15 protein-coding genes and 2 pseudogenes are annotated in these 18,519 nt (G+C 57.6%); 9 read left to right on the top strand and 8 right to left on the bottom strand.

What is annotated here, in order from left to right; all coding sequences use genetic code 11:
* The first annotated feature begins 100 nt into the window (after window positions 1-100).
* The gene (locus tag BSK43_RS17410) at window positions 101-610 is read left to right on the top strand and encodes a TIGR00645 family protein (protein ID WP_077471826.1); all 510 of its coding nucleotides are present in this window, start codon (window positions 101-103) and stop codon (window positions 608-610) included.
* Between the two features lie 6 nt (window positions 611-616).
* Here BSK43_RS17410 and BSK43_RS17405 read toward each other — a convergent pair whose 3' ends face one another.
* Window positions 617-1,468, bottom strand: coding sequence for a hypothetical protein (locus BSK43_RS17405; protein WP_077471827.1), 852 nt, complete (start codon window positions 1,466-1,468; stop codon window positions 617-619).
* Between the two features lie 47 nt (window positions 1,469-1,515).
* The gene (locus tag BSK43_RS17400) at window positions 1,516-2,499 is read right to left on the bottom strand and encodes a hypothetical protein (RefSeq protein ID WP_077471828.1); all 984 of its coding nucleotides are present in this window, start codon (window positions 2,497-2,499) and stop codon (window positions 1,516-1,518) included.
* Window positions 2,500-3,086: 587 nt separating this feature from the next.
* Between BSK43_RS17400 and BSK43_RS17395 the strand changes: the two genes are divergently transcribed.
* Window positions 3,087-3,818, top strand: coding sequence for a LuxR family transcriptional regulator (locus tag BSK43_RS17395; RefSeq protein ID WP_077471829.1), 732 nt, complete (start codon window positions 3,087-3,089; stop codon window positions 3,816-3,818).
* Window positions 3,819-3,907: 89 nt separating this feature from the next.
* Here the strand turns inward: BSK43_RS17395 and BSK43_RS17390 are convergent, their stop codons facing one another.
* From BSK43_RS17390 to BSK43_RS17375, 4 genes are all read right to left on the bottom strand, one after another.
* A complete protein-coding gene (locus BSK43_RS17390) occupies window positions 3,908-5,011 on the bottom strand; it encodes a DUF2333 family protein (protein WP_246662675.1) in 1,104 nt (367 codons plus the stop codon).
* Window positions 5,012-5,242: 231 nt separating this feature from the next.
* On the bottom strand, window positions 5,243-6,217 hold the full coding sequence (locus BSK43_RS17385; protein WP_246662624.1) for a hypothetical protein: 975 nt from the start codon (window positions 6,215-6,217) through the stop codon (window positions 5,243-5,245).
* 117 nt (window positions 6,218-6,334) lie between these two features.
* The gene (locus BSK43_RS17380; protein ID WP_077471832.1) at window positions 6,335-6,721 is read right to left on the bottom strand and encodes a cytochrome c family protein; all 387 of its coding nucleotides are present in this window, start codon (window positions 6,719-6,721) and stop codon (window positions 6,335-6,337) included.
* 89 nt (window positions 6,722-6,810) lie between these two features.
* Window positions 6,811-7,392, bottom strand: a complete 582-nt coding sequence (locus BSK43_RS17375; protein ID WP_077471833.1) for a thymidine kinase — start codon at window positions 7,390-7,392, stop codon at window positions 6,811-6,813.
* Window positions 7,393-7,626: 234 nt separating this feature from the next.
* Here BSK43_RS17375 and BSK43_RS17370 point away from each other — a divergent pair, with 234 nt between their 5' ends.
* From BSK43_RS17370 to ade, 7 genes and pseudogenes are all read left to right on the top strand, one after another.
* Complete coding sequence (locus tag BSK43_RS17370; protein ID WP_077471834.1) at window positions 7,627-8,583, top strand: choline ABC transporter substrate-binding protein; 957 nt, start codon at window positions 7,627-7,629, stop codon at window positions 8,581-8,583.
* Between the two features lie 177 nt (window positions 8,584-8,760).
* Window positions 8,761-9,605: pseudogene (choW, locus tag BSK43_RS17365) on the top strand (choline ABC transporter permease subunit).
* Window positions 9,602-10,651, top strand: a complete 1,050-nt coding sequence (gene choV / locus BSK43_RS17360; RefSeq protein ID WP_077471835.1) for a choline ABC transporter ATP-binding protein — start codon at window positions 9,602-9,604, stop codon at window positions 10,649-10,651. Before choW ends, choV begins: the two are co-directional and overlap by 4 nt.
* A gap of 36 nt (window positions 10,652-10,687) precedes the next feature.
* Window positions 10,688-11,276: pseudogene (locus BSK43_RS17355) on the top strand (pyridoxamine 5'-phosphate oxidase family protein); the annotation flags it as partial.
* 272 nt (window positions 11,277-11,548) lie between these two features.
* Window positions 11,549-11,866, top strand: a complete 318-nt coding sequence (locus tag BSK43_RS17350; protein WP_004116664.1) for a metalloregulator ArsR/SmtB family transcription factor — start codon at window positions 11,549-11,551, stop codon at window positions 11,864-11,866.
* A gap of 363 nt (window positions 11,867-12,229) precedes the next feature.
* Entirely contained in the window at window positions 12,230-13,558 is a 1,329-nt protein-coding gene (locus BSK43_RS17345; protein WP_077471836.1) for an aspartate aminotransferase family protein, read from the top strand.
* A 94-nt stretch (window positions 13,559-13,652) separates the two neighbouring features.
* On the top strand, window positions 13,653-15,350 hold the full coding sequence (ade, locus tag BSK43_RS17340; RefSeq protein WP_205910633.1) for an adenine deaminase: 1,698 nt from the start codon (window positions 13,653-13,655) through the stop codon (window positions 15,348-15,350).
* 30 nt (window positions 15,351-15,380) lie between these two features.
* Here the strand turns inward: ade and BSK43_RS17335 are convergent, their stop codons facing one another.
* The gene (locus BSK43_RS17335; protein ID WP_136687074.1) at window positions 15,381-16,286 is read right to left on the bottom strand and encodes a hypothetical protein; all 906 of its coding nucleotides are present in this window, start codon (window positions 16,284-16,286) and stop codon (window positions 15,381-15,383) included.
* A 327-nt stretch (window positions 16,287-16,613) separates the two neighbouring features.
* The gene (locus BSK43_RS17330) at window positions 16,614-18,260 is read right to left on the bottom strand and encodes an alpha-glucosidase family protein (protein ID WP_136687072.1); all 1,647 of its coding nucleotides are present in this window, start codon (window positions 18,258-18,260) and stop codon (window positions 16,614-16,616) included.
* Between the last annotated feature and the right edge of the window lie 259 nt (window positions 18,261-18,519).

The raw sequence follows: 18,519 nt of genomic DNA, 5'->3' as shown, positions 1-18,519 counted from the left end.
TAGCCGCGCTTCACTGTCCCGCGCGAAACACACTGCCTTGTTGCCAAACCAAGGCGGGCTTATTATTCCCAGGCAAATACAGGATAGAAAAGGAAAATACATGAAGTCCCTGGAACTACTGGTCGAGCGCATTATCCTCTCCAGCCGCTGGCTCCTGGTCGTCTTCTATCTCGGCCTCGCTGCCTCGCTCGCCGTCTACGCGGTCTCATTCGCCTTCAAATTCTACAAGGTGACGATCAACGTCTTCCAGTATGACGAAGCGGACATGATCCTCGCTATCCTCGGCCTGATCGACGCCGCGCTGGTGGCAAGCCTGATCGTGATGGTGATGATTTCAGGCTATGAGAATTTCGTGAGCCGCTTTGACGAAGCCGAAGGTGAGGTTTCCTTCCTCGGCAAGCTCGATTCAGGCAGCCTCAAGATCAAGGTTGCATCCTCGATCGTGGCGATTTCCTCAATCCATCTGCTGCAGATCTTCCTGAACGCCACTCAATATGACAACGCCAAGCTGATGTGGTTCACCATCATCCATCTTGCCTTCGTCGTTTCGGCAGTGCTGCTTGGATTTCTGGAGCAGATCATGGCAAAAGCCAAAGGCAAAGATAGCTGAAGACCGTTATCTTCTGGGTGGTATGCGCGCTCTTGCAGCGCAAACCACGAGAGATTCATTGTCTTGACAATTACGTGCCGCCACCAGGTCCTCAACAGCCGCCAGCTCTGTTGTAAGATTCAGCGATCGCGCCTCCATTTGCGGCACGTTGCGCATCTGGTTCGGTTTGGCTTCGAGTGAGATATCGAAAAGGTGTTTATCGACGCCCATTTCCTCAATAAAATGAATAACCTTCTTTTCCCATTGAGGTGAAAGCCCTGCCCTTTCAATTTGAGCACCGCTATCAAATGATTTCGCCTGATGGACGCCGAGCCAAGCCCATTGGCCACAAACACGTTTGATACCCCCTGAAAAAAATAGAGTGCAGGCGGAGTTGCAAAAAGCGCCGCCCGAATATGTTTCACCCTTCATTGTCCTATCTGGCATGTGCGCTTTGGCGCACATCGGGTCGGCCACCGGGCAAGTCCTCCACCGTGTCCGCCCAACGGCAATCATAAGATTATGCTTGCGGATAACTCTTGCCATTTCCAGCGCCGCGCCGATATCGCCTCCCGGCGAACTGACGACAATGGGCACCCTGTCGTCACCGAGACGATTGAGAATTTTCCGCAGCTTCGTCGGAGTGTCTGGCGTGATGTCCCCCTCGGCGGAAATCCAATCCGGACATCGGTTGTCGCTTCGGCACCAAACCATGTCACCATGCACCAGCACAAATTCCATCGGCTTGCCTGCAGCTGTAGCGGCAATAACAGGCTGAACCGTCATGGCCATGAAAATTGCAACGGCAATAGCCGCTAGCAGCAGAAAGGCATTTCGGTAGCTTTGGAACAACGGCCATGGAGAGAAACGAAACATCATGGAGAACGAACTCGGCAACGATTGCTGCTATCAATTTTTAATGGGAATTACTTTTCATCACCGCGAGATCGTTCGTTGCTCCGAAATGCGGAACTGACGACGGTAGACGAGGCATGCTTGTCATACTCAATACAACCAGCGTCTGCTCTGTGAGAACTGCAAACATCCGCAGCCACAAGCGTCACGGCATCCGCAAGCTCGGTCGTCAGTTTCAGCTTGAGAGCATCCATCTGCGAAATCAAATGGATGCCGCTGGGGTCCGTTCCGAGCATCAGATCGACGAGCGATTTGTCGATGCCCATCTTGTCGAGAAACCCGACCAGCCTTGCCCTTTGCGCCTTGTCGAGCTTGGTCGTATCGTACTTGCCGACGAACTTGCGTCCAATCTCCTTCTTAGACAGGACCTTGCGCTTGCCATCCACCATTTCATATTCGGTGCGATACTGGACGCGTACCTCGCTATAGGTCGTCGTGATCTGATGAACACCCAGAAGCGCGAAGGGGCTGGAGACGCGCTGGACGCCGCCGGAGAAAAACAGCGGGCAGGCAGAAAAGCAGATCGCGCCCGCAGAAAATGGCTCGCCCTTGATCGAACCATCCTTGGCGATCGCAGCCGAGCATATCGGTTCGGCATAGGGACACGCCCGCGAACGGGTACGGCCAACCGCAACAGAAAGCTTCTGCTTCCGGATCGCATAGGCCATCTCCATGGCCGCCCGCACATCGCCACCCGGCGAACTGACCACGATCGGCAGTTTGCGATCACCGAGCCGTTTCAGAAACTTCTGCAGCTTCCTTGGCGAATCCGGCATGATCTGCCCTTCCGCCGAGATCCAGTCCGGGCAGCTGTTGTCGGCGCGGCATTGACCCATATCGCCATGCACCAGCAGGAACTGCATCGGCGAGCCGCCGGCGACCTCTGCCGCCTGCGAAGGCACGGACGAAAACACCAGAAGCGAAATGGCCGTCAGAAACCACAGTGCCGTTTGACAACACCGCACTGCAACATGCGGCCGGAAGCGAAAATTCATGAGATATACGCCTGGAAGCGATTACTTTGGCAAGACCGATAGCAACCGCTTTGGGCCTTCGCAAGGCAGACCTATAGCCCGCCGCATCATTTACCGAAAGACAACTCGCTTCTGCGCTGCAGGCGGATAAATCCTGGGTCGCAGTAAGACTTCGGAACCATCGGATTTAGCTGAAGCGAGCCACGGCAAATCTTGGGGTACTCATCATACCATTCTAAGCCAAAATCGGAGGAAGATAATCACAAGACAGACTTCCATCAAGCCCCAAAACCATATTTCAGATCGCACGACGACGCCGGAAAGGGCGCCTCGAATATGCTCGGAGAGCCGATCCGTCATTGTCGGTTTCCATTCCGCAGGCATCCGATCGACGTGAAATGTATGCCCCTGTCGCAATCCGGGGTGCTGGAGACGAAATTTTCATCAACAAGGCCTATTTTGGCAAAAAGTCATACAAATCCGCATGTTGGAATATTAAAATATATGAAAATGAAATTATTTCTGGTCCTGTGGTATTTTTGCGTCTAGCATTCACTCATAAATCGGGTATTTGATTGCGACAACACGCTGTGGGCGCTTCTACTCATATGTCCTATATCATCACTGCTGAGAGACAATTGCTGCTTTCCGCCGAGCTGGCTTCTGCTCGGACTCAAGCAGCGTTTGCCAAGGCGCTGGAGCGAACGGGAACGGCCTTTGGCTTCAGCCATGTGGCTTTCATGAACGCCCCGGTCCCGGATGATTCGATGATGACGCCGCTGCTGATCGAAGGATCGGTGCCCGTCCAATTCGTACGGGAGTTCGATCGTCAGCAGCTGGTTCGCCGCTGTCCGATGCTGCTGTGCACACGCGATTCAGTCATGCCGCGATCCTGGCACCTGCTTGAAAGGGATGGCGCGCCGGACATCGACTTGCCGCGTGAGCTCTATATGTTGCTCATCAACTACAATTGCCCGATGAGCGTGATCATTCCGATCAACTCCTCGAACGGACAGCGCCTTCTGTTCTGGTTCATGGGCAATCGCAACAGTCTCGGCCAGAGCGAGTTCAACGAACTCACCATGATCATGCTGCAGGCACTCGACGCTTATAATGGCTTGAAGCGTAACGATGGTGCGATGCCAAACACGCTTTCAGCGCGCGAACTCGAAGTCGTGCGCTGGACGGCACAGGGCAAGACCTCTGTCGAAATCGGCCAGATCCTTTCCCTCTCCGACCATACGGTCAACGCCTACATGATGAACGCCATCAAGAAGCTCGATTGCGTCAACCGCACGCAGCTCGTTGCGAAAGCCATCCGGCTCAAGCTGATCAGCTAACCGCGACGAACTTCGCCGCAGTCTTTTCCCATCATCGCTCGACAATGCCTGTGCGACCCGCTCCGCCGAGGGCGTGATCGGCTTCGCTTTTAGCGGCCGCCCAATACCGTGCGGATTTCCACCAGGTTCGAGCGCACGCGCAAGATATGGAAGCCCATTGTCGCCAGATGGCTCGGCATGAATGAGCTGTCTTCAGGCCCGTTGGAGATGATGAAGGGCTGGATGCGCAGCGCCACTTGCAACTGCGTTATCGTGTCAGCCCAAAGCGTGCCGACGCTGCGCTCGGCTATGACCTGTTGGAAATCCGCGCCGGCGGCGCTCAGAATGCCGTAGCTGGCATAAAGCTGGCCGTAAGCGAACCAGAAACGATCGTCCGCGCGCGTGTCCAGCCAACCATAGCTGTGATCCGCGGCACGCTTGGCCAATATGTCTGCCGTACTGCCAAGATCGTTGGCAATGTGATCGACAAATTGCAGGAGATTGTCGGCACGTCCGTCGAAAATAGCCTTGCAGCTGCCAAGGTCGGTATTGAAGCTGCGCAAATTGGCAATTGCCGCGCGATAGTAGCTCGGCGTCGGCGTCTTCGGGCCGAACGGATGCAGGCCGAAATACCAGCTCGACTCGTCGAACTGCAAGTTGCCGCGCGCTTTCTGCAGGTCGCTGTTGATGCCGGAGGTTCCGCGCACGCGGCCGATCGTGTCGACCAGCTCCGCCGAGGTGCGGCGGACGACCGAATTTATGCCTCGCTGGAAAGACGCCTTGTTGTCGAGAAAAGGTGTGTCATCCCATGACATCCCGAACAGCCCGAGCTTGTAAAGCAGCATCGAGGATATCCAGGCGTTCTGGTTGACGTTGAAATCGGTAAGATCTGCGGCAACATCGACGACAGCCGATGTTTGGCAGGTCTTTGACGCCACGGCGGCGGCCTGTTGCCCGCTTGCTGGCAATTCCTGTCCGGCGGAAAACTTGCGGTCGGAAAACTTGTAGACATCCGGATAGGCGGTATTGAACCCGCTCCAGATCTGCGTCTGCCAGACGAAATAGATATAGAGCAAGGCGAGCAGGGTCACGAAGCCGACGACCGGCAGCTTGATCAGCCAGTTTCGCTGCCGATACCAGCCATGCGCCGCCAGAAACGGCCAGGAAATACCGACGAAGACCAATCCCAGCCACCGTGCAATGGCGCTGCCCATCCGCCTCAAAACCGCTGTGATCGAGTCAAGCATGGACACGCCTCCTAAACCGTAACGCGCATCCCGCCGATATGCGAAGGACGCACTACACTGAACCTGCGCATTGGCCTTCACGAAAATCTCGTTCGATTTCCGTGCCGTAAGACCCAGTCGTCATTCGCGCTCAAGCAGATATGTGTTCTTGAGAGAAACAACAACCGTCTGCACCGAACTTTCGACGCTGGAAAGCTATCACTCCTCCCGTTGCGCATCGCCTGAAATTCCCTCTGCCTCTGCAGGCACGGGCAGCAGATGCGGCTCCAGCCGCCGCGTGAACACCCTGTCGACATGCGCCTTGCGTGCCGCCAGATCATGCCCGGCCAGCACATTCGATTCGAAGGCCTCGATCAGGCTCTGGGCCGCTTCAGGTCGAACTGTCGTCAGTGACAGCGGATCGACCTCCAGCTCCAATGCCTTCAACAAAGCGATCCGCTGCTCGATGTCGATGGTGAGCTTGCCTGCCATGGCCCCGACGGCGGCGATCTGCCTGTTCAAAACCCCCGCCAATCCTTCATACATATCGATGAGACGCTGTCGCACCGTTCGGCCTGCCTGCAACTCCCTCTCGCGCTTGCGAATTTCGTCCTGCTCAGCCAGCAGAACGCGATAGTCCTCCTCAAGCTCCGCATGTATATCGACCTGGCGTATCGAAGGCAGACTACGCCGGTGATCGACAATCCTCGCCGTCATCGCATCGGCACCGCGTTGCACCTCCTCAATCTCGAAATCGAGCTTCTGCCGCCGCTCGATCACGCCCTCTAGCTGGAGCTCACATTCGTGAAAGCACTGCGCGAATGCGGGACGAGCCTGTTTTAACAGGAGGTCGAGCGTGGCTGAGGCATTCAGGGCTGCATCGAGATCGGCAATGATTGCCTCGGGTTTTGCGGGGCCGCTTGCCAACTTCCTGCGCAGCACGCCCGCATTCTCGAGGCCTGCCTTTTCGTCAAACAGCCGCCGGTGCTGCAAATCGGCCTGCGCGGTCACGCCGTCGAGTTCCTTGACCAGCGACAGTGCAAGGGACTTCCATCGGTCCAGCAATTCGATGGCCTCGCGCACCAGTGCTTCCTCCACCGGGAAATTGACGGTGTCGAGGCCTTCGCCCCTGGTATGCCCGCCCAGCATCGCCACCGCCGCGCTCGCGCTGCCGATGGCGTCGTCGAGCGTCACATGTGCCTTGTCGAGCGTACCATCGAAGGAATGAGGTATGGCCATAAAAGCAACTCTCCCCTGCCTCTCGAGGCGAGACTAGCTGCTTCCGCGCGACATGAAAATGGCAGGGCCATATTATTGGGCGGCGGTCGGATTCCTCAGATAGGCAATCAGATTGTCGAGATCCTTGTCGCTCTTCAGGCCGGGAAATGTCATTCTGGTGCCCTTCACCAGGAATTGCGGCCCCGGGAGATATTTCCGCAGGAGAGCTTCGTCCCAAACCTTGCCGCCAGCCCCGAAGGCTTTCATCGCGGTTGAGTAATTGTAATCCGGAAAGGTGGCGACCGGGCGACCGACAATGCCCACAAGCGATGGCCCAACGCGGTTCTCTCGTTCGGTCGCGGTATGACAGGCGGCGCATTTCTTGAAAACGGCAGCGCCTGCCGCCGCATCTCCATCCGCAAAAGCGGCAGAACCGAAAGCGAGCATAGCGGCCACAAACGTCAGACAGAACAGTTTCATCATGCCTCCCGATCAGCTCAGTCTTGGCTAATCCCGGTTACCTTGGAACACCGAAACCATCCGCCGGAAAACGAAAGCGATACGGAGCCTCACTCCTCCGATATCGCCGCTTCCCAATGGCGGCGGCAAAGCGAGACATATTTGTCGCTGCCGCCGATCTCGATCTGCGCACCCTCGCGCACAACCTGGCCAGCACCATCCAGTCGCACAACCATCGTCGCCTTGCGGCCGCAATGGCAGATCGTCCGCACTTCTCGAAGCTCATCCGCGATGGTCAGCAACTCCTGCGATCCGGGAAACAGCCTTCCATGAAAATCCGTGCGCAGCCCATAGGCCATGACGGGCAGTCCAAGTCGATCGACGATATGTGCGAGTTGCCACACCTGTTCACGCGTCAGGAATTGCGCCTCATCGAGGAAAACGCAATTCAGCGGTTCGTCCGCGTGCATTCCTTCGATCAATGCATAAAGATCGTCGGTCGGCTCGAACGGTGTGGCATCCATCGTTAGACCGATACGCGAAGCAATCTTGCCGCGACCCGCACGATCATCCAGAGCGGCTATGAGGGCGGCGGTGCGCATGCCGCGTTCCTGGTAGTTGTAGGCAGCCTGCAGCAGCATGGTCGATTTGCCGGCGTTCATCGTCGAATAATGGAAGTAAAGCTTGGCCATGACATTCTCCTTAGATGCTTCATGGGTGCTCCGGGACGATAAGAAAAGATATTCTCGGCGAAAACCACAGGAAACAGGATCGATTCGGTTGCGTAACGCCCACCTTCGCAACCTTCAGCCCGAAAAATGGAGGCGTCGCAATCAGCCCCCTCAAACCGGCGCAAATACACTGTGATCGGTTGAAAATGTCAGTTATTGATGGTTGCTTGGGAACGTTAAACTGGGAGTCACCTAATGATAAAAATGACCCTTACCGCAGTCGCTTTCGCTTCAGCTCTTTCGGCCCTGACATTTGGCGCAACGGCGGTTTCCGCTGCTGAGCCGGCGAGCTGTAGCACCGTTCATTTCGCTGATGTCGGCTGGACGGACATCACCTCCACCACCGCAACCGCCTCGATCCTCCTGAAGGCACTCGGCTACGACACCGACGTCAAGGTCCTCGCCGTGCCGGTGACCTATCAGTCCCTCAAGAACAAGGACATCGATGTCTTCCTCGGCAACTGGATGCCCTCCATGGCCGAGAACATCAAGCCGTTCGCCGAGGACAAGTCGGTTGAAACCGTGCGCGCCAACCTGGAAGGCGCCAAGTACACGCTGGCGACGAACGAAAAGGGTGCCGCACTCGGCATCAAGGACTTCAAGGATATCGCCGCCCACAAGGATGACCTTGACGGCAAGATCTACGGCATCGAGCCCGGCAATGACGGCAATCGCCTGATCATCGACATGGTCGACAAGAATACCTTCAACCTGAAGGGCTTCGAAGTGGTCGAATCCTCCGAGCAAGGCATGCTCGCCCAGGTTTCCCGCGCCGACAAGGAAGGCAAGCCGATCATCTTCCTCGGCTGGGCCCCGCATCCGATGAACACCACCTTCAAGATGACCTATCTCTCCGGCGGTGATGACGTCTTCGGACCGAATTACGGCGGCGCGAACGTCTTCACCAACGTCCGTGCAGGCTATCTGCAGGAATGCCCGAACGTCGGCGCCTTCATCAAGAATCTCGTCTTCTCCCTGCCGATGGAAAACGAAATCATGGGTAAAATCCTGAACGACGGCAAGGAACCGGAAGCAGCAGCAACGGAATGGCTGAAGGCCAATCCGGCGGCAGTTACGCCCTGGCTCGCCGGCGTCACCACCAAGGACGGTGGGGATGGCCTGGCGGCGGTCAAGTCCAAGCTTGGCTTGTAATAGTGGATTGAGGGGCGGCTAAACCGCCCCTTTCTCTTGCTTGGACGGACTGCTTCCTTCGCGTCCCGCCACCCCCGGGGCACTAGTCCCTGTGGCGCGACAGACCGTTATTCTTCGGCGGCACCTTCCGGAAATACGAGATCATCGGATAAGCCGCCCCCAATCGTGGGCAAAGACGTGAACTGGTTAAACGATTACCGCCTCCCCATCGGGCCATGGGCCAAAGCAGTCGTCGATTGGCTGATAGCCAATTTCACTTGGTTCTTCGACGGCCTTTCCTTCGTTGTCGCGCATGGGATCAATGCGCTGCTGTTTCTCCTGCAGGCGCCACATCCGCTCATCGTCGTCGTCGTTTTCGCGGCCGTCGCCTACTGGATGCGCCGAAGCATCACCATCACGGTACTGACCTTCATCGGTCTGCTCATCACCATCAACCAGGGTTACTGGAAAGAGACGACGGAAACGCTCGCACTGGTGCTGGCCTCTACTTTCGTCTGTATGCTGGTCGGCGTGCCCATGGGCATCGCCGCGGCGCGCGTCCCTGGCTCTATGCCATTCTGCGTCCGATCCTTGACCTGATGCAGACCATCCCGACCTTCGTCTATCTGGTGCCGGCGATGATCCTGCTTGGCCTTGGCATGGTGCCTGGTCTCGTTGCGACGGTCGTCTTTGCCATTCCCGCCGCCATCCGCATGACCCGCCTCGGCATCATCTCCACGCCGCCCTCGCTCGTGGAGGCAGCCGAAGCCTTCGGCGCGACGCCACGGCAGGTGCTCCGCAAGATCGAGCTGCCCTTCGCCGCGCCGCAGATCATGGCCGGGCTGACACAGACAATCATGCTGTCCCTCTCCATGGTCTCCATCGCCGCGCTTGTCGGCGCGCCGGGCCTCGGCGTGCCCGTGCTGCGCGGGCTGAACAGCGTCAACGTCGCCAAGAGCTTCGATTCCGGCTCCTGCATCGTCATTTTGGCGATCATCCTCGACCGTATGTTCCGCGCCCCCGGCGAAGGAGACCGCTCATGACCGCCGCCGTCGCATTCAACAATGTCAGCATTATCTTCGGTGATCGCCCGGACGCTGCGCTGAAGCTCGCTGATGAAGGTAAAACGCGCGATGAGATCGGCAAGGCAACCGGCATGGTGCTCGGCGTTGCCAATGCCTCGCTCGAGATCGAAGAAGGCGAAATTCTCGTGCTCATGGGCCTTTCAGGCTCAGGTAAGTCGACGCTGCTGCGCGCTGTCAACGGCCTGGCGCCGGTGGTGCGCGGGAATGTCATCGTCAACAGCAAGACCGGTCCCGTCGATCCCTATGCTTGCAGCCCCAAGGCCCTGCGCGATCTGCGCATGCATACCGTTTCCATGGTGTTTCAGCAGTTCGCATTGCTGCCATGGCGTACGGTCGCCGACAATGTGGGTTTCGGCCTTGAGCTTGCGGGCGTGCCCGACGCCGAACGCAAGAAGCGCGTCGATGAACAGCTCCAGCTCGTCAATCTGACGCAATGGGCCAATCGCAAGGTCAACGAGCTTTCGGGCGGCATGCAGCAGCGCGTCGGCCTCGCCCGTGCCTTTGCAACCGGCGCACCGATCCTGCTCATGGACGAGCCGTTTTCCGCGCTCGATCCATTGATCCGTACCCGCCTGCAGGACGAACTCCTGGAGTTCCAGCGCCGCCTGAAACGCACCATCCTCTTCGTCAGCCACGATCTGGACGAGGCGTTTCGTATCGGCAACCGTATCGCTATCATGGAGAGCGGCCACATCATCCAATGCGGAACGCCGCAGGAAATCGTCAAGAACCCGGCCGATCAATATGTGGCTGATTTCGTGCAGCACATGAACCCGATCAGCATGCTGACTGCGCGCGATGTCATGCAGCAGGGCGTCGGCCATTCGACATCGGGTGGTTCGGTCACCGCAACAGCCGCCGCGGCCACCCCGCTTGTCGATATTCTCGATGCGCTGACGCGCCAGCCCGGCAATATCGGCGTTGTTGACAATGGTGCGATTATCGGAACGATCTCCGCGCAAGACGTCGTGGCCGGGCTCACCAGCCACAGACGAAAGGAGTAGTCGTTCACGCCTGCTCCCGTATTCATGGAGCCGTTAATGAACGATAAACCATCCGTCATCCGCGAAACTGATGAGGATGCGCGCAAACAGGCGCGCGTCCTCATAGACACGGCCGCTCACGCAGCACTTGCCGTCATCGATCCGGAGACGGGTTTTCCCTCGGTCAGCCGTGTCCTGACCGCCACCGATGCCGACGGTGCTCCCGTCATTCTCGTCTCGGGCCTTTCAGCACATACCAGGACCCTATTGAAAGATCCGAGGGCATCCATCCTCTTTGGAGAACCGGGCAAGGGTGACCCCCTCGCCCATCCTCGCCTGACCATGCGCTGCCGTGCCGAGCGCGTCGAGCGTGAAGGTGCACCGCACGAGCGGATCCGCGGACGTTTCCTTGAACGTCACCCGAAATCGAAGCTTTATATCGACTTCCCGGATTTTTGCTTTTTCCGCTTCATTCCGCTCGATGCCAGCCTGAACGGCGGGTTCGGAAGAGCCTACATCCTGTCCTCAGAGGACATCGCGATTCTTTAAGCTGAAAACAAATTTCTGACTGCAGTAAGACCGCGTAATAGTGCGAGAATTAGTAGCCCGACACCCTAGCGTAGCATCGACCATTATTGGTAGGTTGCATCTCAATTATTCCGGAAATTGGCATATTTGTGGCCCGGAAATGCCCACAATCGACCTAATTTGGGTCATTTCGTGCCCCTGAGGGACATTGATCACCCATAATTCCATCGCTTTGCTGTCATACATACATACCTAAAACAGCATACTCGATACCTTAAATTTAGGTATATACAATCTTCGGCCCCTCTTGGTATTGTTAGATATCGGTTTGGGACCGGATTAGAAATAGCACAATTTCTGATGTACGCTCCACATTTGGAAGTTTAAAACATGAAGACAAGAAATTTGGCTGAACATTCCAATGTTGCGGCAGCATTATTATCGGCAATGGCAAACCCAAAGCGTCTTTTGATCCTTTGCAGTCTTGTTAAGGGCGAAGTTCCTGTTGGCGTTTTGGCCAATCAGGTTGGATTGAGCCAATCGGCATTGTCTCAGCATCTTTCGAAGCTGCGCGCTCAGAAGCTCGTAAAGACACGTCGCGACGCTCAAACGATTTACTACTCCAGCACTTCGGAATCGGTCATTCGAGTTCTCGAAACGCTGGAAGACATTTATTGTGAACCTGAAAAAAGTAGATCGGCTGCTTGAAGGCTTTAACAAGCTTGAAGTCTGCCGGCGAATGGTCAGATGGGAACAATATATAGCCCTGAAGACCGCCTTGCTTTCATCACCAGGTGTTTAACTATTTTGGCCGGCAAATCTCCGATTTGCCGGTTTTTTCATGCGCTTTTCAACAACGATAGCGCTGGCGCCGGCCTTTGCAACGAGTTTGATCCGACCGGCCGGCATCTGCTTGCGAGATAGCCAATTCCTGGCGCCCTTCCCTTTTCGGCCACCATCTTTGCCTTGACGCCAAAGGGCCGGCTGATAATTTGACCAGGCAGTAAATATAATCACGCGATGTCGCATCGCGATCGGGAAATGGCCCCCGAATGGCCATTGGAGAACAGCATGTCGGACCGTTTGAATGCCGCCCCAAATGATTTGCGCGCCTTCTGGATGCCGTTTACGGCCAACCGTCAGTTCAAGAAGGAACCGCGCCTCTTCGTCAGCGCCAAGGATATGTACTACACCACCCACGACGGTCGGCAGGTACTGGATGGAACTGCCGGTCTGTGGTGCGTAAACGCGGGTCATTGCCGGCCGAAGATCACCGAAGCCATTGCCCAGCAGGCCGGCGAGCTGGATTATGCCCCTGCCTTCCAGCTCGGCCACCCCAAGGCATTCGAGCTGGCGAACCGGCTGGTGGATATTGCCCCGGATGGCCTCGACCATGTGCTTTATACGAATTCCGGTTCGGAATCGGTCGAAACGGCTCTGAAGATCGCGCTTGCCTATCACCGCGTGAAGGGCAACGGTTCGCGCACCCGTCTCATCGGTCGTGAGCGCGGCTACCACGGCGTCAATTTCGGCGGCATCTCGGTCGGCGGCATCGTCACCAACCGCAAGATGTTCGGCACGCTGCTGACCGGCGTCGATCACATGCCGCACACGCATCTTCCCGGCAAGAATGCCTTCACGCGCGGCGAGCCCGAGCATGGCGGCGATATCGCCAGCGAACTGGAGCGCATCGTCACCCTGCATGACGCCTCGACCATCGCAGCCGTTATCGTCGAGCCGGTTGCCGGCTCCACCGGCGTTCTGATCCCGCCGAAGGGCTACCTGCAGAAGCTGCGCGAAATCTGCACCAAGCACGGCATCCTGTTGATCTTCGACGAAGTCATCACCGGCTTCGGCCGTCTCGGCACTCCGTTTGCTGCGCAATATTATGATGTCAAGCCTGATATCATCACCACGGCCAAGGGCCTGACCAACGGCGTCATCCCGATGGGTGCGGTTTTCGTTACCTCCGAAATCCACGACGCCTTCATGCAGGGACCCGAACATATGATCGAGTTCTTCCACGGCTACACCTATTCCGGCAACCCGATCGCATCGGCAGCCGCGCTGGCCACCCTCGACACCTACAAGGAAGAAGGCCTGCTGACCCGCGCAGCCGAGCTTTCGGACTACTGGGCCGATGCGCTGCATTCGCTGAAGGACTGCCCGAACGTCATCGACATCCGCAACACCGGCCTGATCGGCGCCATCGAGCTCGACCCGATTGCCGGCGAGCCTACGAAGCGCGCCTTCACAGCCTTCCTCAAGGCCTATGAGAAGGGCCTGCTGATCCGCACCACCGGCGATATCATCGCGCTCTCGCCGCCGCTGATCATCGAGAAGCACCACATCGACGAGCTGTTCGGCAAGCTTCGCGAGATCTTGCAGAATAATATCTAAGGCATAGGCTCCACCAAATCTACGCCCCTCCTACCCCCTTCTGCTCAAACAGATCGGTCGGGTATGAGGGGCGATCCATATGCGAGGAAGAACAATGACCACCAAACTCGAACGCTATATCGACCAGGGCGTGGGCCGCGAGCCGGCGGATATCGTGCTGAAGGGTGGGCGGTTTTTCGATCTGGTGACGGGAGAGCTTGTCGCCTCCGATATCGCCATCTGTGGTGATCGCATCGTCGGCACTTGCGGCGAATACAAAGGCCGCGAAGAGATCGACATAACGGGCCGCATCGTCGTGCCGGGCTTCATCGATACGCATCTGCATATCGAATCCTCGCTGGTAACGCCGCATGAATTCGACCGCTGCGTGCTGCCCTATGGTGTCACGACGGTCATCTGCGATCCGCACGAGATCGCCAATGTGCTGGGCACCGAGGGCATCCAGTATTTCCTCGACTGTTCGCTGGAAACCATCATGGACATCCGCGTCCAGCTATCGTCCTGCGTGCCGGCGACGCATCTGGAAACCTCAGGCGCCGATCTCCCGATCGAAAAGCTACTGCCCTTCCGCCACCATCCGAAGGTGATCGGCCTCGCCGAATTCATGAATTTCCCCGGCGTGGTCCACAAGGACCCCGTCTGCATGGCGAAGCTCGAAGCCTTCCAGGGCGGCCATATCGACGGCCATGCGCCATTGCTGCGCGGCAACGATCTCAACGGCTATCTCGCCGCCGGCATCCGCACGGAGCATGAATCGACCACCGCCGAAGAGGCATTGGAGAAGATCCGCAAGGGTATGCAGGTGCTTGTGCGCGAGGGTTCGGTCTCAAAGGACCTGCATGCGCTGATGCCGATCATTACCGAGCGCCTGTCGCCTCACCTCGCGCTCTGCACCGACGACCGCAATCCCCTCGACATCGCCGAGCAAGGCCACCTGGACTATATGATCCGCACCGCCATCGCGCATGGCGTCGAGCCACTGGCCATCTATCGCGCCGCATCGATATCGGCCGCTCGCGCCTTCGGTCTGCGGGATCGTGGGCTTGTGGCGCCTGGCTGGCGCGCCGATCTCGTCATCATCGATAGCCTCGAGAATTGCAAGGCCGAGACCGTCTTCTCCGCCGGCCGTCGCGTCACAAACGAGCTCTTTGCCACACGCAAACCCATCGCTCCGGTCGGTCTCGACAGCGTCAAGGCCCGCCCGATCAATGCCGCCGACTTCGGCGTGCCTGTCACGGAGGGCGAAAGCTCGGTCATCGGCGTCACTCCCGGCAAGATCATCACCGAACATCGCCGCTATCGCCTGCCCATCAAGGGCAACCAGACCGATATCGATCTCGGCAACGACGTAATCAAGGTCGCCGTCATCGAGCGCCACGGCAAGAACGGCAATCACGCCAATGGCTTCGTCCAGGGTTTTGGGCTGAAGAAGGGCGCGATCGCCTCGACCGTCGGCCATGACAGCCACAATATCTGCGTCGTCGGTGTCAGCGAGGATGACATGGCGCTGGCCGCCAATCGCCTCAGCGACATCAACGGCGGCTTCGTGGTTGTGGAAAACGGCGTCGTTACCGGCGAGATCGCACTGCCCATCGCCGGCCTGATGAGCCTCGAGCCCTACGAGAGCGTGCGCGACACACTGCATCATTTGCGCCAGGCAGCCTATGCCCTGGGCGCAACGCTGGAAGAGCCTTTCCTCCAGCTTGCTTTCCTGCCCCTGCCCGTCATACCGCACCTGAAGATATCGGACAAAGGCTTGGTCGATGTCGACAAGTTCATGTTGATCGGCTGATCAATCGCCTAGATCTTGGGCAGCCCGATATCAGGGCAGCTTTATTTCCAGCGTGATCATATATTGGCTGTAATTCGGAACAACCGGCGGCTTGTCGAATGAATAGGATGTCATCCGCGGCGGCGTGGATGGCGGTTTTACGTCCGGCCTCCAGGAAGCCTTGATCGTCATTCTTTCGGAGGCACGAAAGGAAAGGTCGAGCTGGCGATCCCTATTGGCGCCATCCCTCGATCGTTTGCCCGCCAAAGACCATTTGTCCCAGGTGGCGTTCACGCTCTCGATCGTCTGGGTGCCCTTTCGTTCATAGCCGCCGCCCAGCGACGCATTGCCGTCCTTGGCCGTCAGCGTATAGGCTTGTCCGGTCACTTTGCCGTCGAAATCCGTCGTGACGGTCGCACCGCCTTCCAGATAGCGTTTGCTGTCATCGCCCAGGCGTGCATGGACATCGAAAATGATGGTCTTGTTGCCGACATAGACGCCGACATTCGGATTGGCGCCGTTCGTTCTAAAGCCGATATCGCTTTTGGCTTTCGTGTCGAGAACGATTGGGCGTTCCGTGGTTGGAAAATACTTGGCCAGCAAATCCTGCTGCGGCTTGGTCGGAGCGACCGGCTTGCCCAACGGGTCGAACGCACCCATCACCGTGCAACGACGGCCGCTGACCCAGCTGTTGACGGCGAAGATGAGAGACCCGTCGTCCACCATCCCCGCGACACCCTGATGAAGGCTGTTGTTGAAATTATAGCGACCGCAGCATGAGAGCGAATTCTCGCTTGCAGCCTCAAAAGAACGACCGGTAAAAACCACCCCAGACGGCGATCCTGCTGCCTTGTCTCCACCCAGAATAGGACAACTGGAAAGCGGTATCAGATAGAGACGATCCGAGCCAGTTTGCGGCGTCTGGCCCAGCGGCCTCGTAAGCGGTGCTAATCCCATATTTGACCTGCCATTTTTCGATGTGTTGACGATGGGGGGAATATGGACATTGCGCGAATGTCCTACCGTTGATTGGCTCCGTTGCAATCTTGATGCGATCTTTGCGTGTCAGATGCAAAAAACTAGGTAGGCGAGCCCATTTGTCCAGTCGGAAAATTCCCGCCCGCTAAAGTAGAGCAAAAATTTATAAACTGGCTCTGCCAAGCTAGCCACATCGGTCGCGAGAGGTGTTTATCGCATTTCTCGCAGCACGGATCCGGCTGGCGAAATCAAGTCAGCGGCTCGCTTCGCCCTCATCAGGCCAACGACAGCCAGCTTGCGGATTGATCAAGCAGCCTTCCCGCAGAATACATCGAGCGCGGCCAGCGTTATGTCCTTGCCGGTATGAGCAGCGCCGAAGCCCGGCATAGGCACGGCCTTCGCGATCTCGATCCCCGCCGGCAGGGCGACCTTCACCGGCTTGCGGGACAGGTTGAAGACGAAGAACAAGGTCTCGCCATTCTTTTCACGCGTGAAGGCAAGCACATCTTCTTCGGTGTCGAGGAAGGTCATGTCGCCATCGCGCAAGGCGGCATGCTCCTTGCGGAAGGCCAGTGTCTGCCGATAGTGATGCAGTACGGATGCCTCTTCCGCCTCCTGCTTGTCGACGGCAAGCGCCGCATGCTGGTAGGGCACCGGCAACCATGACTTGTCGGCGGTCGTGAAGCCGGCATGGGCACGGCTTGCCTCCCAGGGCATGGGCGTGCGGCATCCGTCACGCCCCTTGAAGGCCGGCCAGAAGCGAATGCCGTAGGGATCGCGCAGATCCTCGAAGGCAAGCTCCGCCTCGGGAAGACCGAGTTCTTCGCCTTGATAAAGGCAGATCGAGCCACGCAGCGTCGAGAGCAACGAAATCGCCAGCTTCGCGACGCGCGGCTGCTCAGCCTCCGTCTCGGCAAAGCGGCTGACATGGCGCTGCACGTCGTGGTTGGAAAAGGCCCAGCAGACCCAGCCGTCGACGACATTGTCCTGGAAGTCGCTGACACACCGTCGGAAATGCGCCGGGGTGAAATCCGGTCCGAGCAGATCGAACGTATAGCACATATGCAGCTTGTCGCCGCCGCTCGTATAGGCGGCCACGGTCTGCAGCGAACGAGCGCCATCGCCCACCTCGCCGACCGTCGTGCGATCCTCATACTGATCGAGCAACGCGCGGAACCGCTTCAGAAAATTGACATTTTCCGGCTGCGTCTTGTCGTAGAGATGGTTCTGCATGCCGTATGGATTGCTCTCCGGCGCATCGAGACCACCCGTGGCAACGAGTGCCGGCGGGTTATCCCGCAGCTTCTTGTCGCAGAAATAATAATTGACGGTATCCAGACGGAAGCCATCGACGCCGCGCTCGAGCCAGAACTTTACGGCTGCCAGCACGGCATCCTGAACGTCGGAGTTGTGGAAGTTCAGGTCCGGCTGCGAGGTCAGGAAATTGTGCTGGTAATATTGGCGACGCACGCCATCCCATTCCCAGCCCGGCCCACCGAAGATCGACAGCCAGTTGTTCGGCGCCGTGCCATCCGGCTTCGGATCGGCCCAGACGTACCAGTCCGCCTTCGCATTGTCGCAACTTGTCCGGCTCTCCACGAACCAGGGATGCTGGTCCGACGTATGGGAGATGACCTGATCGATGATGACTTTCAGCCCAAGCTGGTGTGCTGCGGCCATCATTTCATCGAAATCGGCAAGTGTTCCGAAAATCGGATCGACATCGCAATAGTCGGCGACGTCATAGCCCATATCCGCCATTGGCGAGGTGAAGAACGGTGCCAGCCAGATCGCATCGACCCCGAGTGCGGCGATATGAGGCAGGCGGCGGGTGATCCCCTTGATGTCGCCGAGCCCGTTGGCATCGGTATCTTGAAACGACCGCGGATAGACCTGATAGATCACTGAGCCGCGCCACCAGTCGGCTCCAGCCGCCTTCTTCGTCGATGTCATCAAACCGCCTCGATATCGCACAAGGCCTCCCAGTTTGCACACTCAGCCGCGACCGGCAAGCAGCAATCCGTCCATGGCAGGATCTCAACCATAACAAGCGTAAATTCGCAGTATCAATTTTAGAGAATTATCAATATGAAAACTCTCACACAAAGCCTCAGCGTCTTTTAGGGGCTTGAAAGCGACGTCGCTTTCGATAACTTCCCGCATTGACCTGCACGTACGGGTCACCTGCGGGATCAAAAACAGCCTTGTAAAA

Source organism: Rhizobium sp. P44RR-XXIV (genome assembly GCF_001999485.2).
In the GTDB taxonomy this organism is placed as follows: Bacteria; Pseudomonadota; Alphaproteobacteria; order Rhizobiales; family Rhizobiaceae; genus Rhizobium.
Note: the sequence above shows the minus strand (reverse complement) of the source record. Positions and strands in the feature narration are given on the sequence as shown.